13 protein-coding genes are annotated in these 12,532 nt (G+C 68.9%); 4 read left to right on the forward strand and 9 right to left on the reverse strand.

Annotation, left to right across the window (positions count from 1 at the left end):
* Nucleotides 1–33: 33 nt before the first annotated feature.
* The 8 genes from ACZ7L9_RS36250 to ACZ7L9_RS36285 form a co-directional block, all read right to left on the reverse strand.
* Nucleotides 34–336, reverse strand: a complete 303-nt coding sequence (locus ACZ7L9_RS36250) for a hypothetical protein (RefSeq protein ID WP_471421783.1) — start codon at nucleotides 334–336, stop codon at nucleotides 34–36.
* A gap of 114 nt (nucleotides 337–450) precedes the next feature.
* Complete coding sequence (locus tag ACZ7L9_RS36255; RefSeq protein WP_471421784.1) at nucleotides 451–1,383, reverse strand: DUF4097 family beta strand repeat-containing protein; 933 nt, start codon at nucleotides 1,381–1,383, stop codon at nucleotides 451–453.
* A 158-nt stretch (nucleotides 1,384–1,541) separates the two neighbouring features.
* Nucleotides 1,542–2,249 carry a hypothetical protein gene (locus tag ACZ7L9_RS36260; RefSeq protein WP_471421785.1) on the reverse strand — a complete coding sequence of 236 codons (708 nt, stop codon included), beginning with the start codon at nucleotides 2,247–2,249 and terminating at the stop codon, nucleotides 1,542–1,544.
* Nucleotides 2,250–2,476: 227 nt separating this feature from the next.
* The gene (locus tag ACZ7L9_RS36265; RefSeq protein WP_471421786.1) at nucleotides 2,477–4,765 is read right to left on the reverse strand and encodes an FtsK/SpoIIIE domain-containing protein; all 2,289 of its coding nucleotides are present in this window, start codon (nucleotides 4,763–4,765) and stop codon (nucleotides 2,477–2,479) included.
* Nucleotides 4,766–4,851: 86 nt separating this feature from the next.
* Entirely contained in the window at nucleotides 4,852–5,229 is a 378-nt protein-coding gene (locus ACZ7L9_RS36270; protein ID WP_471421787.1) for an RRQRL motif-containing zinc-binding protein, read from the reverse strand.
* Nucleotides 5,230–5,232: 3 nt separating this feature from the next.
* A complete protein-coding gene (locus ACZ7L9_RS36275) occupies nucleotides 5,233–6,609 on the reverse strand; it encodes a DUF2637 domain-containing protein (protein ID WP_471421788.1) in 1,377 nt (458 codons plus the stop codon).
* Nucleotides 6,606–6,845 (reverse strand): hypothetical protein, encoded by a 240-nt coding sequence (locus tag ACZ7L9_RS36280; protein ID WP_402539134.1) that lies wholly within the window; start codon nucleotides 6,843–6,845, stop codon nucleotides 6,606–6,608. Before ACZ7L9_RS36280 ends, ACZ7L9_RS36275 begins: the two co-directional genes overlap by 4 nt.
* Nucleotides 6,842–7,336 carry a hypothetical protein gene (locus tag ACZ7L9_RS36285; RefSeq protein WP_471421789.1) on the reverse strand — a complete coding sequence of 165 codons (495 nt, stop codon included), beginning with the start codon at nucleotides 7,334–7,336 and terminating at the stop codon, nucleotides 6,842–6,844. The genes ACZ7L9_RS36280 and ACZ7L9_RS36285 overlap by 4 nt, the downstream gene beginning before the upstream one ends.
* A gap of 331 nt (nucleotides 7,337–7,667) precedes the next feature.
* On the opposite strand from ACZ7L9_RS36285, the gene ACZ7L9_RS36290 reads away from it, so the two are divergent.
* The 4 genes from ACZ7L9_RS36290 to ACZ7L9_RS36305 all read left to right on the forward strand — a co-directional run bounded on the left by ACZ7L9_RS36290 (nucleotide 7,668) and on the right by ACZ7L9_RS36305 (nucleotide 12,086).
* Nucleotides 7,668–8,459 (forward strand): GntR family transcriptional regulator, encoded by a 792-nt coding sequence (locus tag ACZ7L9_RS36290; protein ID WP_471421790.1) that lies wholly within the window; start codon nucleotides 7,668–7,670, stop codon nucleotides 8,457–8,459.
* The gene (locus ACZ7L9_RS36295; RefSeq protein WP_471421791.1) at nucleotides 8,456–9,004 is read left to right on the forward strand and encodes a UTRA domain-containing protein; all 549 of its coding nucleotides are present in this window, start codon (nucleotides 8,456–8,458) and stop codon (nucleotides 9,002–9,004) included. The genes ACZ7L9_RS36290 and ACZ7L9_RS36295 overlap by 4 nt, the downstream gene beginning before the upstream one ends.
* A 255-nt stretch (nucleotides 9,005–9,259) precedes the next feature.
* Nucleotides 9,260–10,267 (forward strand): bifunctional DNA primase/polymerase, encoded by a 1,008-nt coding sequence (locus ACZ7L9_RS36300; RefSeq protein ID WP_471421792.1) that lies wholly within the window; start codon nucleotides 9,260–9,262, stop codon nucleotides 10,265–10,267.
* A gap of 181 nt (nucleotides 10,268–10,448) precedes the next feature.
* The gene (locus ACZ7L9_RS36305) at nucleotides 10,449–12,086 is read left to right on the forward strand and encodes an ATP-binding protein (RefSeq protein WP_471421793.1); all 1,638 of its coding nucleotides are present in this window, start codon (nucleotides 10,449–10,451) and stop codon (nucleotides 12,084–12,086) included.
* 147 nt (nucleotides 12,087–12,233) lie between these two features.
* Here ACZ7L9_RS36305 and ACZ7L9_RS36310 read toward each other — a convergent pair whose 3' ends face one another.
* A complete protein-coding gene (locus tag ACZ7L9_RS36310) occupies nucleotides 12,234–12,443 on the reverse strand; it encodes a YozE family protein (protein WP_471421794.1) in 210 nt (69 codons plus the stop codon).
* Nucleotides 12,444–12,532 lie beyond the last annotated feature (89 nt).

The raw sequence follows: 12,532 nt of genomic DNA on the forward strand, positions 1-12,532 counted from the left end.
GCCTTCGGGCTGGGGACGACAGAGCAGACCGGGTCAGACCATGTCGCGGAACTCAGAGGTCATGTCGCTGACATACGAGAGGTGGCCAGCGGCCTTCTTCAGGAGGACCGTTCGCTCGGTGTCGTCGGCGCTGTCGGTGGCGTCGACGAGGTAAGCCGCGGCAGTCTCCAGTTCGTCGGTGCCGTTGATGCCAGCCGCGTCGAAGTTGTGGGTGGAGGCGTACAGCTGGGCGGCGAGGTCGGCGAGGTTGGTGGCGAGCTCCTCCTCGGCGACGAACGCGACGTCGGCGGCGTAGTCGGCGAGGATCTTTTCGGCGGTGATCGGGGCGATGGTCACGGGGTTCCTCTCGGTCACTTGCATTTCTGCTGGCGGCATTGCTTGCGGTTTTGGATCGGGGCCCGGGGCGGCCGGCGGATTCCTGGCCGGGATGGCGGCCGCCCCGGGGCGGATTCAGCGGCGACGGCGTCGGGGCATGTCGTCCTGACGGCGGGAGGGGACGTTGATCCGGCCGGACATCGAGCGGGGGCGGACGTCCAGGTGCTCGTCCAGCGCGGCCTGGGTGGCGGTGACGTCGATGGAGCCGGACATGGTCTTGGCGTCGATGTCGCCGCCGGCGGTCGCGTGGACACGGATCGAGCCGGACATCGTCTTGAGCCGGGCGGTACCAGCGAAGTCGCGGATGTCGATGGAGCCGGACATCGTGTGTGCGTCGACCACGTCGGTGATGTTGAGGTACACGCCGCCGGACTGTGTCTTGGCGCTGATGTCGGTGGCCTTGTTGACCGTGACGGAGCCGGACTGGGTGGAGGCGGTGACCTTCTCGGCGTCGTCCACCCGGAGGCTGCCGGACTGGGTCGTGGCGGAGACCAGGGCGAACGAGCCGATGGCCTCGATGTCCGCGGACTGGGCGTGAGCGATGACCTTGCTGCCGGACGGAACGATGGCGGTGATCTCGATGGGGGAGACAGCCGTGATGCCGGTGCCGCTGCCGGAGACCCTCACACCGTTCACGTAGACGTCGCCGCCCACGAAGTTCCCGCCGAAGATCCCCCCGTTGATGGTCATGCCGGTCATCCGGCCATTGACCGTCCCGGCGCTCTGGATCACGGTCATCCCGCGTCCACCGCCGGTGATGATCGTGGTCCCGCCTCCGGTGTCGCCCTGGCCGTGGACCGTGGCGTTCAGGCCGGTCGCGGACTGCCGGAGGGTGGCGTCGCGGACCGCGTCGGCGGCGGGGCCGTCCGTGTCGGTGGTGCTGATGGTGAGGGTCGCGCGCTCGCAGTCGGCCTCGGCCCGGACGGAGATCGTGCCGCCGTGTCCCAGGAGGTTGGCGTCGATGGTGACGGGGCCGGTGGTCTCTGCGGCGATCTTTCGGGTGGTCACAGAAGGTCTCCTCTTTGTTTTTCGCTTGCTTTCTCGCTTGCGATAATTTGAGTATGCAGACTCGGAGTCGGCATGTCTAGCGGTTCGCAGACTCTGAGTCTGCACAGATGGTGTTTCTGCTGGTCAGAGCCCGGAAAATTCTTTCGGAACGGGTCTCGTCAGCTGCTGCGGTGGCACGCTGCGCACGGGATCTTGACGTCCCGGGTTTTGCCGGTGGTGGAGTGGAGCTTGGTGGAGAGGGTGACCATCCCGCCACGACAGCCTTTGACCGTGCACCGCTGGCGCTTCGGCTTCGCGGTGGTGGTCGGCCCGGCCCCGCCGGTCTGCAGCGTCCAGGCGGTGGTGAGCGCGGTCGCCTTTGCCGCGTTCGCGGCGCCGCTGGCCTTCTCCTTCGCGGCCTTCTTGGCGGCGCCGGCCTTTTCCTTCACGGGTGCGGCGACCGCTCCAGCCGCGGCCTTCGCGCGGGCCTTGGCCTCCTTCTTCTTCGACCGGGTCCACGCCTTGGTGTCCTTTCCGATCTGACCGCCGAGCGCCTTGACCGCGACGAGCGCGTCGCCCAGGAGGAACTGGGGGAAGATCTCGCCGGTCCAGACGATGCCCCGCCATTCGGCGACGAAGGTGTCGGCGTCCTCCGGCTTCTTGCGCCCGGTCCGGGCTTCGAGCGCGGCGTCCACCAGGCCGTTGGTGACGACCTTGGAGCTCTCCCCACACCCGCACGACAGGCAGCAGATCCAGGCGGGCCAGACCTCCCGGAAGCCGTCCTTGTGGATCTCCAGCGACCGGTCGTTCCCGCACTCGCGGCACTGGAGCTCCTGGCCGTCGACGTAGGCCGTGCCGGTCAGTCGGAGATCGGGTTCGCTGCGCATCGGGGGCCCTCCCTGAGATTTCCGTTTGTCACGGTTTGTAACTTGGATCTGACCTGGATCGGTTCGCGTTGATGCAGGTCAGAGGGGGTGAGCAACCTGGACGGGACCCGGCCGGACCTGGACGAGGCCCGTCCAGGTCGAGGGGGGTGTCGTCCAGGTCGACGGCCGCCCAGTCCAGGGGCATACCGGCCCAAACTGGGCGGCCGTCCGGGATGAATCCGGGTTGATCAGGCGCTCAGGCTGTACTTCGTCTGAACCGTGCGGAGCACCGCGGCGAGCGGGTAGCCGTTGAGCGCGGACGGGCTGTCGGCCCAGTTCCGCTTCTTCTTCTCGTCGGGCTCCCGGACCACCAGGCGGGCGAGCTTCTCGGGGGTGACCTCAAGACCGGCGGCCTTGAGCGCGTCGACCAGGACCGTGCCCGGGAGCCAGTCGACCTCGGCCGTCTCGTCGTCCTCCTTGGCCTGCTGGTCGAAGGCGGCGAAGACGTCGACCAGGACCGCGAGGACCCGGGCGTCGTCCTCGCCCTGCTCCCGGAGCCGGTCCGCGAGGGACTTCGGGCCATCGGGCAGAGTGCCGGCCGCGCGGCGCAGCTCGACCGCGCGCCCGGCCAGAACCTCGACCTCGTCGTCCGAGTAGTAGTCGGCACGGACGAGGTACGGGTTGGAGCCCTCGGCCCACAGGAAGCCCGCGCCACGCATCTCCGACTCGATCGACTTCGCGGAGAATCCGGCAGCTGCGGCGCCCTTCCCGAGAATGGTGTCGGACGCCTCAGGGGTCGTGCAGCGCAGCGCCCAGCGGATGGAAAGCAGGTCACGAAGCGAGGTGTCGACCACGTCGGAACCCGGCTTCTGCGTGGCGCAGAAGGTGATGATCCCGGCCGCGCGACCGCGGCTGACGATGTTCCGGAGCCGCTTCGTGATCTTCTTTCCCAGCTCATCGTCGGTCGTGTAATACATGAGCTCGTCCACCCAGAGCAGGAGCTGGCCCAGAACGTCCGGGTACTTGTTGGCCAGCTCTTCGGTGACCTTGCGGCGGTTGATCTTCTTGAGGAACGCGTACCGGCGCTTCATGTCCGGGATTACGTACCCGTCCAGCATTTCCAGGAATGCCTCCGGATCCGCGTTCCCTTCGAATGCGACAGCCATCGCCTCAAAAGGAGTGAGGTCGCCTCCGGCCTTTCCGTCGGCGAGCACCAGGCGTACACGCGGGTCCATCGCCGCAGCCAACAGGATGGTGTTCCCCGAAGCGCTCTTTCCTGCTCCTGGCTCACCGCCCACCAGCCCGGACCGCTCAACCACGGCGATCGTGCGGGCCAGGCCGCGTACGTCCGGTCCGATCGAAATGGGGCCCCAGAAGTTCGTCGCTCCTTCGTGAGCGAGCAGCGGGCCCGGAGCCGCCTTCTCCGTGAAGGGCAATTCCTTAGCCACGTAGATTTCCAGCCGTCCGGCCCTGCCGCCCTTTTCCTTGCTCTTGGCCATATTCACCTGAGCCTCTTCGACTCCCAGAGCAGAAGCGATTTCGGCCGTCGCTCGCATGGCCTTCTTCGCCGCAATTCCCGGCGGAAGGTCGATGACCGCCGACCAGGCGCCGCGCGCGTCGAGCATCGGCATCTGCACGACCCGCAGGGTCTCGTCGGACCCGATGACCTTCGCTGCCCGGAAGACGTTGTCGAGCATCGGGGCGGTCATGGGGTCGCCGTCACCGAGCGACCGCCAGTCCGCAGACCAGTCCGTCTCCTCGCTGATCGGGTGGCGTCCGGCGAAAGCTCCACCGGCGAAAGTCGCCATCGCGCCGGCGGATGCGCCGAACCATCCGGCCTGCAGGTACCCGGCGCTCACCGCTGCGACCGACGGACCGTACGCGACACCCACACGCAGGCTGTAGGCGCGGCGACGGTTGGCCTTCAGCTTCTTGTGCTCAGCGATGGCCTTCATCGCAACCGTCTGCGTCCGGTCGGCCGCCTGGAGCGCCGCCGTCTTCTTGTTCTTCATCAGCGAGGGGGTGAAACGCGCGGTCCTTGCCGCGGCACGGGCTTCCTTCGCCGCGATGTGCGCCTGGTGCCCGACCGCCTGAAGCTGGATTCCCTCGAACCCCTTGACCCAGTCGCCGACCCGGCGGGACCCGCGCTTGAACTGGGCGACGTGACCCCGGTCGGTGCGCTGGCGGCGAACCCAACGGCGGTACGCCCGCAGCCGGGCCCGGTAGGCGACCCCGGCGTACACGGCCCAGCCCTCGCTCGACCTCATCCAGGCCGGGATCAGCGGCCGGTCATCGAACGCGTCGAAGTCCTGGTCATCCTTCGGCTTGGTCAGGTCGACCGGCGCCTGGGTGACCCGGCCCTCCAGTACCTGGCGAGCCGACTCGACAACCGCGGCCTGGTCCTCGTCGGTCTTGCCACCCAAAGCGGGGGCGGCGGGCAGGGCGCTGACGTCCGTGGCCGGCCCCGCGCCGTGGACGTAGGTGATGGTGGCCAACCCCGGGATGACCGGGTTCATGGTCGTCGGCTGTTCCGTCATGCTGGTGCTTCTCCTTCGGGAGGAGGCGGGGTCCGGCGGCGACTTTGGTAGGGAGGCGCCGGACCCCGCCGGTTTCGGGGGGCGGTTCAGGAGGCGGCGGTGAAGCCGTCCGCGCACGGGATGCAGGTGCCGAGCGACGTCGGCAGGCAGTACGTACGGATCTCTCCGCACTCGGGGCAGGTGCGCCGGGACCGCATCGCCGCCGCGAGGGAGGCGATCTGCCCGGGGGAGCGGGGCTTGGGCGGGGTGGCCCGGTCGATCTCGTAGAGGCGGGCGAACCGCGGCTCGGTCGACTTGCGGCTGAACCACATCACCTGGGCCACGGCGGGACCGCGCTTGCGCAGTCCCATCGCGACGATCTGGTCACGGGTCGCGAGCCCTTCCGGGGCCAGGCCCCAGGGAAAGGTCGGCACGTCGTGCCGCTCCCCCTGCGGGTCCCAGAGATCAGCGATCCGGCGGGCCATGGATCAGGCCCCGACCGCTGCGTTGCCGTCGCCGTCGATCAGCCGCAGCTTCCGCTCGGCGACCACACGGTCCCGGAGCTTCATGCCGTCCTCGCGGCGGATCTTGAGGTACTTGGCGAGTGCCGCCGCAGAGATCTGCTTGCCCTCAGCGACCAGCTCGACCGCGACCCGGTGAGCCTCCGGCAGAAGCTGTTCCAGCTCCATGTCCGTACGTCCCCGGCTTGCTTTCTCGCTGGCGGTTTCGATGGCCTTCTTGCTGTCCTTCTCGCTGACACCCTCGGAGCCGTACGACCCAATTCCCGCTTGGGTTGTAGCGCCCTGAGCGCCCCGCTGGAGAGCCGGGATCGGGACCGTCGTACCGAGGGTCGGGGCACCCTCTCCGAGGCGCTGTGAGAGCGGGTTGTAGAGGCTGGCGAGCATCCCCGCACGGACGAGCTCGGGACGGACGTGCTCGCCCAACTCGAACGCTGCTCCGAGAGCAACCCGGGCGTTCGTCGCCGTGGCGTACAGCTCCGGCGAGAGCCCCGGCTCGGCACCCTTGTGGATGCGCCACGCGGCGGCGAACGCCTCCTCCTCGTCGATCGAGCCGAACGGGAGGGCCGACAGGAGACGGTCCGCCTCCTTGGCGATGTCCTTGTGGTCCTTCCGCCGCTTGGCGAGGTGCTCTCGACGGTCCTGCTCAGCCTTGCGCTCAGCCTTCGTACGGCCGTGAGAACCGTGGGTCTTCATGTCCCACAGGTAGATCGCGAACAGGCTGCTCGCGGCGAAGACGACCGCGACCCACTGAGCCTTCGGGAGCTTCTCAGCCCAGTGCCAGTAGTTCACCCCGGCCGCGACCAACGCGGTGCACCATGTGGCGATCCGGTACTTCGCCGCCGGCCTCCCCGCGTCCTCGGCCGCCTTGCCCATGAACGTGATCGCCCAGGCGCCACCCTCCAGCATCGCGGCGAGCAGCGCGGCCAGGAGCACGTTCACCCCGGTGTCCCCGAGAGCCCCGACCTGCGAGATGACGGCCGGGATGACCGAGGACGCCATCACGAAGGCCACGAACACGGTGACCGGGTTCTGGTTCAACCAGCGAGCGACCTTGCCGACCTTCGCCGCACGGGCAGCCTTGGCCCGCGCCTTCTCCTGGTCGCGGATCTTCTTGTCGGCGAGCTCCTGGCGGCGCTTGGCCTCGGCGTCCTTCCGGGCCCGCTCCGCCTTCGCCTCGTCGTCCCGACGCTTCTGCTCGGCGGCGATCTCCTTCGCCTTGAGCTTGGTCTCCAGCTCCAGGCGACGGTCCTCGCGCTCCTGTGCCGCCCGGACCCCGGCGGCCTTCAGCGCCTGCTCGGCCTGAGCCGCGGCGTCGGCACGGCGCTCTTCGCGGTAGCTGCTCATCGGGTGCCTCCAGCCGGGTTGGCCATGGTCGAGAGGACGGCCGCGAGCTCTTCACGCAGCCGGGGGGACGGCGGGGTCAGGCAGAAGCGCCGGGCGAAGCTGTCGCCGCCAGCGGCCGTCGCGCGGACCACGGTCTCGGTGATGAGGCTGACCAGGGCGATGGTCCCGGCGATCACACCGAGGGCCATCTCCAGCACGGTCAGCAGGAACAGGGCGAGGTGGGCGAGGAACCTCATGCCGCCACCTCCGTGGCGATCTCGTCGCGGACGATCCGCAGGACGGCGCGGACCTGGCGGCGCTCGGCGCGGGGCTCGCGGGCGCGGGCCACAGCGGCGGCCGGGTTCGGCCTGCCCACCGAGGCGAGCACCTCGTACGAGTCGAAGTCGGCGGCGGTCCAGTCGGCGGTGAAGTCGTCGTCCTCGAAGCCGAGGGCGTCGTCGGCGGTCTCCAGCTCGGCGGCCAGGACGGCGGGGGCGGCGGCCGTCCGGCTGCGCAGTTCCCTCGGCATCCGGCGGAGCAGGTCCCGGTAGTACGCCGCGTCCTCGCGGTCGGTGTCGGTCTCAACCTCGAAGTCGTTGATGAAGGACATCAGCGCGTCCCGACTGGCGAGTCCGCCGGCGGTGAAGTCCAGCTCTTCCAGCTCCAGCGGCTCGGGGGAGAACCCGTTGGCGGCCTCGATGAACTCAGCCGCGGTAACGATCCGCTGTCCGTTGACGATGGTGCGCATGGGTCGTGCTCCTCTCGATGGAACGGCCCGAGTGGCCCCGACTGCCGCCCACCGGCGCTCGGGGTCACGCCCGTTTTGGGCATGGCTGTGACCCGGATACGAACGGCATACCGGGCCCTTCGCCGCCTTCCGCTGAACTAGTTCTGCGGTGCGACGTGACGATTAAGACACTCCCCGGAGCCAGTGTCAATAGAACTAGTTCAATAGAAATTTCTGAACTAGTTCTGTGCTTCCAAACGACGCGCCGCCAAGGTATGGTCTGGGCTTGGCTGTCCAGACAGAACTAGTTCTGACAGACTGGGGAAGCACAATCACACATGAGGGAGCAGGCGTGGACGAGAGCAAGGTCCCGAAGGTGCAGCGGCTCGCCGCTGAGCTTCGAGACAAGATCCGACGGGGCGTATATCCGCCTGGGTCGCCCCTGCCCAAGGTCCGCGACCTCCAAGAAGCCGAAGGGGTCGCCTTCCAAACAGCTCGGGACGTCTACAAAGTGCTGGAGGACGAGGGCCTGATCTTCTCCCGGCGCGGGGAAGGCACGTTCGTCTCTCCCATCCTGGGGAAGATCCACCGCGACGGGACTGGCCGGTACATCAAGGCCGCCCGCGAGGAGGACGGCGCTCGCGGCGCGTTCGCGAGCGAGATCACCCGCTTGGGCATGACTCCGTACTCCGAGACGGTGATCAGCCGCCTCAAACCTCCCGCCCGGGTGGCCAAGATCCTTGGCACCCACCACGCAGCGAAGGTCCTGGTCCGCTCCCGCACCATGCGCGCGAACCAAGCCGTCGTCCAGGTCGCCACCTCGTACTTCCCTGGAGACATCGCCTTCGGCACCCAGCTCGAAGAACAGGACACCGGTGAGGGCGGCAGCAAGTCCCGCCTCGCAGAGGCCGGCCACGCCCAAGTTCGAATCCGCGAAGAGATCGACGTGCGGACTCCGACGAAGGACGAGGCAGAGGCCCTGAACATCCCGGCGTCCCGCTCCGTCTACGAGATCACGCACATCGGCCTGACCTCCGAGGGCCGAGCCGTCGAGGTCTGCATCCACGTCCTGCCCACCACTCTGTGGTCGCTCAGCTACGAGTGGCCCATCGACCAGCCTGAACCTGAGAGGACCCACCCTTGAGCACCAAGAACGTGATCGTCCGTGACGCGACTGAGCGGTACCTGAAGGAGCGTCGGGAGTCCGGCGAGAGCCGCGGCGCCTTCGAGACCGAGATCAAGCGGCTTGGCGGCACCCCTCGGGTCGAGACCCAGGTTCGTCGCAGCTCGGCCCCGGCGGAGGTCGCCGCCATCCTCGGCATCTCGGGCGCCGAGGAGACCGTCATCCGGGCCCGCCACATGTACAACGGCGACCAGCTCGTCCAGCTCGCCGACTCGTACGTACCGCTGGACGTCGCCGAGGCCGCCGGGGTCGAGAACCCCGACCCGGGCCGGGGCGGCATCATCAGCCGGATGGCAGAGGCTGGGTTCGCCCAGACCGAGGTCATCGAGGAGGTCGTCCAGTACCCCGCCACCCAGGTTGAGGCCGACGCCTTTGGGGTCGAGGTCGGGAGCCTGCTTCTGCAGATCACCCACATCGCTCACACCGCCGACGGACGCCCGGTCGAGGTGACGGTGCACCGACCCGGGCCCGGCTGGGTCCTCCGCTTCAGCACGCCTCTGAGCTGATGTGTGTGGGGCCCGGAACTCCTGGCCCCACACTCAGTTCTGCATCACAACGCGGTCACTCCACTTCCTCGTTGGCGCCGCAAAACAGGATGGATCACCCCCGGCGAATACGCACGATGAAGATCGACAGCGGATGTGGGTGCACGATAAGTGCCCAGAAACGCCGAAGGCGCCCCTGCCAGGGCGCCTCGGTCACTGCAAGGCCGGGACCACATCCCGGCGAAGTTCGAGCGGTACGAGAAAGGACGCTCACTCATGAGGGTACGAGATGTATCGGCCCCGATGCCACCACAGTCCCGGGAGAGCAAAACGACAATCCCGGTACTGCGGGCAAAGCTGCTCGCCAGCGCTCTGCAGTACGCCGAGCGCGGGATGTACGTCCACCCGCTGCTGGTGGGCGCGAAGGAACCGAGGTGGCTCGACTGGGAGGCGCGGGCGACCCGCGACCCTGAGGTCATCGCGCGCACCTGGGGCCGCGCCCCGTTCAACATCGGCGTCGCCTGCGGTCCGTCCGCTCTCGTCGCGGTCGACCTGGACGTCCCGCACGACGGGGAGGTGTCCGGTCTCGCCGACGTCATCGACGGCATGACCATGCTCGACTCTCTCGCCGCTCAGACGCCGGGCGCACAGATCACCCCGACTCTGACCGTCCGTACGCCGAGCGGCGGCCGTCACCTCGTCTACCGCGCACCGGCCGGGATCGGGATCCGCAACACCGCTCGCACGATCGGGTGGTGCATCGACACTCGCGCCGCCGGTGGCTACATCGTCGGCATCGGCTCGCAGGTCGACGGCATCGCGTACGAGCTGCAGGGCAGCGTCACGGATCCGGCGGTGCTGCCGGACTGGCTGCTGACCCTGATCACCACCGCCCCTGAGCCACCCAAAAGCGGGGGAGCGCCGCGGCGGGCCGATGTGGTTGCCCGGCTGCGGGATCTGACCCGGCAGGGCAGCCGCGAGGAGCGGTGGGCGCACGGCATCCTGCGCAGCGAGTGTGACGAGCTGGCGGCGATGAAGCCGGACACCGGCCGCAACAACAGGCTGAACCTCGCGGCGTATCGCGCGGGCCAGCTGGTCGCCGCCGGCCTCTTGGACCAGGTCGTCGCCGAGGAGCACCTGACGGAGGCCGCGCAGGCGTCCGGGCTCGGCGAGAAGTCCGCGTTCGAGATCGAGAAGACCTTGCGCTCCGGCATGACCGCCGGACTGTCCCGGCCGCGCCGGATGACGACCGCGCCCGCGCGCCGGATGGGCGGTGCCGCCTGATGCGAACGGCACCGCAGGACACTAAGGATCAGCGCACCGTAGACCACGCCTCGGCAATGAAAACGGCCCCGGCGACGTCTCACCGTCCCGGGGCCAGGCACCCGAGGAGTGGTCTCGAATGCGAGACGTTCGTATCCCGTCGCACCCGCTTGCGTCGCCCGCTGGTGATCGGGGGCACGGCATGAGCGAGGACACGAACCTGAGCCCCGAAGACCTTGAACTCTTCCGGGCCTGGAAGGAATCGCAGCAGTCGGCGCCGCCGAAGCAGCGGGGGCAGGCCACGAAGAAGAGCAGCGGCGACAAGGCTCCGTCCGTGGCGGACCAGATCATCGCCATGGCCGACAGCCGGTACGAGTTCGGCACGTCCGACGCGGGCGACCTGTACGCCGTGCCGAAGGACGGCCCGCGCATCGCGCGTCTGCTGCGCGGCGGTCGGATCTCGCTGCGCGCCGAGCTGGCCCGGACGTACTACGGCCTGCACGGCAAGGCGGCGTCGTCCTCGGCGCTCGCCGACGCGATGCTCGCCATCGAGGGCCGGGCGCAAGCAGAGGACCCGGTGCCGCTGCACCTGCGGGTCGCCCCGCTCGGGAAGCGTCCCGAGCACGGCTTCCTCCTGGACCTCGGGCGCGCGGACGGCCTGGTCGTCACCGTCACTCCGGAGAAGTGGAGCGTGGGGCCGGCCGCGCCGGGTCAGCCGCTCTTCCGCCGCTCCCAGCTCACCCAGCCGCTGCCGATCCCCAAGGGCGGCGGTTCGCTCAAGGAGCTGCGCGGACTGCTGAACGTCACGGACGAGTCGTGGCCGCTGCTCGTGTCGTGGCTGGTCGCCGGTCTCGTCCCAGGCATCCCGCACCCGCTGCTCTTCCTATCCGGCGAGCAGGGCACCGCGAAGTCGACGGCGACGAAGATGCTCGTGCAGCTCCTCGACCCGTCCGCCGCACCGGCACGGTCGACGCCCAAGGACCCGGACGACTGGGCCACCGCGGCGGTCGGCTCGTGGGTCGTCGGCCTCGACAACCTCTCGCGCATCCCCGAGTGGCTGTCGGATGCCATGTGCCGCGCGGCCACCGGTGACGCCAACGTCAAGCGGACCCTGTACTCGGACTCCGACGTCACAGTCCAGGAATTCCGCCGGGTGCTGATCGTCAACGGCATCGACGTCGGCACGCTGCGCGGTGACCTCGCGGACCGCATGATCCCGGTGCACCTGCACCGGATCACCCAGCGGCGCACCGAGACCGCGCTGTGGGAGGCGTACGACGAGGCGCAGCCGCGGATCGTCGGCGCCCTCCTCGACCTCCTCGTCCGGACGCTCCAGGAACTCCCCGCGGTCCGGGAGAAGGCCGACAAGGGCGAGATCCCGCTGCCGCGTATGGCGGACTACGGTCTGATCATGGCCGCGCTCGACAAGGTCAGCGGCAGCGCCACGACGAGCATCCTGAGCGACTACCTCAAGCAGCGAACCGAGCTTGCCGAGGAGGTCGTGGAGTCCAACCAGGTCGGCACCCAGGTCCTGACCTTCATGAAGCGGATGCCGCCCCGCCAGGAGGACGGCCTCCAGGTGTGGCAGGGCACAGCCGCGGAGCTGCTGGACGAACTGACCAGCCAGATCGGCATGACGAACGAGCACTGGCCCAAGACCCCAGGCGTCTTGTCGAACCGTCTGAACCGTGTCGCCTCCGACCTCGACAAGCTCGGGGTCGACATCGCCCGTACGAAATCGGGCTCGAAGCGGTCCTTGACCGTCACCTACGTACCGAAGCCCGACCCGTCCGTCCCGCAGCCAGCACCCGACCCGGTGCAGGAAACGCTGATGCAGTAGCGCCACCGCTCTGCCGCCGACCCGCCGTGCACCGCACCGGCGGGTCGGCGGCGTACCCGCGTTCAAGGGCGCGCTATCTAGCTTGATTGAATGCAAAACCGCAGGCCAGACCGCAGACACGCGAGGCCCTGCGGGGAAGTGGGACGCTCATTTCCGGGCGGCGTACTGAGTCCAGGCGTCGGCCAGGGTCTCCAGCGCGGCCGGGGAAGCGCCGGCGGCATCGAGGTGGTCGACGTACGTCTCCAGCTCGTCGGGTTCCTCCGGCCAGTCGGTGTCCGCCGCGGCGTCCCTCGCGAGGTCTCCGACCGCGCCCCTGACCTGCGTGAACTGGCTCAGCCAGTCACCGAAGCCGCTCATGCGCCCACCCCTGTCTCTCGCCTGCAGTCCGACCGCCCGCACCTTATCCCGGCCCCGCCGCGCGCCCCTCACGGAGCGTGAGGGAATGG

This window comes from Streptomyces sp. NPDC111516 (assembly GCF_055635345.1).

What these genes read in the sequence shown, in the direction of transcription:
- ACZ7L9_RS36260 (WP_471421785.1), bottom strand. Translation starts at nt 2,249, where the DNA reads ATGCGCAGCGAACCCGATCTCCGACTGACCGGCACGGCCTACGTCGAC.
- ACZ7L9_RS36265 (WP_471421786.1), bottom strand. Translation starts at nt 4,765, where the DNA reads ATGACGGAACAGCCGACGACCATGAACCCGGTCATCCCGGGGTTGGCC.
- ACZ7L9_RS36270 (WP_471421787.1), bottom strand. Translation starts at nt 5,229, where the DNA reads ATGGCCCGCCGGATCGCTGATCTCTGGGACCCGCAGGGGGAGCGGCAC.
- ACZ7L9_RS36275 (WP_471421788.1), bottom strand. Translation starts at nt 6,609, where the DNA reads ATGAGCAGCTACCGCGAAGAGCGCCGTGCCGACGCCGCGGCTCAGGCC.
- ACZ7L9_RS36280 (WP_402539134.1), bottom strand. Translation starts at nt 6,845, where the DNA reads ATGAGGTTCCTCGCCCACCTCGCCCTGTTCCTGCTGACCGTGCTGGAG.
- ACZ7L9_RS36285 (WP_471421789.1), bottom strand. Translation starts at nt 7,336, where the DNA reads ATGCGCACCATCGTCAACGGACAGCGGATCGTTACCGCGGCTGAGTTC.
- ACZ7L9_RS36300 (WP_471421792.1), top strand. Translation starts at nt 9,260, where the DNA reads ATGAGGGTACGAGATGTATCGGCCCCGATGCCACCACAGTCCCGGGAG.
- ACZ7L9_RS36305 (WP_471421793.1), top strand. Translation starts at nt 10,449, where the DNA reads ATGAGCGAGGACACGAACCTGAGCCCCGAAGACCTTGAACTCTTCCGG.
- ACZ7L9_RS36310 (WP_471421794.1), bottom strand. Translation starts at nt 12,443, where the DNA reads ATGAGCGGCTTCGGTGACTGGCTGAGCCAGTTCACGCAGGTCAGGGGC.